Source organism: Cupriavidus sp. SIMBA_020 (genome assembly GCF_046535395.1).
Classification (GTDB): domain Bacteria; phylum Pseudomonadota; class Gammaproteobacteria; order Burkholderiales; family Burkholderiaceae; genus Cupriavidus; species Cupriavidus campinensis.
On sequence record NZ_JAWRWU010001124.1, the window covers coordinates 1 to 254 of the forward strand.

1 pseudogene is annotated in these 254 nt (G+C 69.7%); it reads right to left on the reverse strand.

The features are described 5' to 3' along the window. Positions 1-254: pseudogene (locus tag SB751_RS33020) on the reverse strand (cardiolipin synthase B); the annotation flags it as partial.

The window sequence follows — 254 nt, forward strand, 5'->3', positions numbered from 1 at the left end:
GCTTCCAATTGCGCCACGGCCGGACCCTCGATACGCAGGTGCGTATCGCGCCAGGGCGCGGCACGGGCGTCGGCGCGCTGGGCATCGGCGCCACTGCCCACGCCCCCGGAGCCGCCACTCCCGCTGGCCGGCGAAGATGCGTACACGTCGCTGACGTTGATCCCTCCGAGATAACCCACCTTGCCATCGACCACCAGGATCTTGCGATGATTGCGCTGGTTCGGAGACCAGCCGGCCCGGCTGCCCTTGACGGG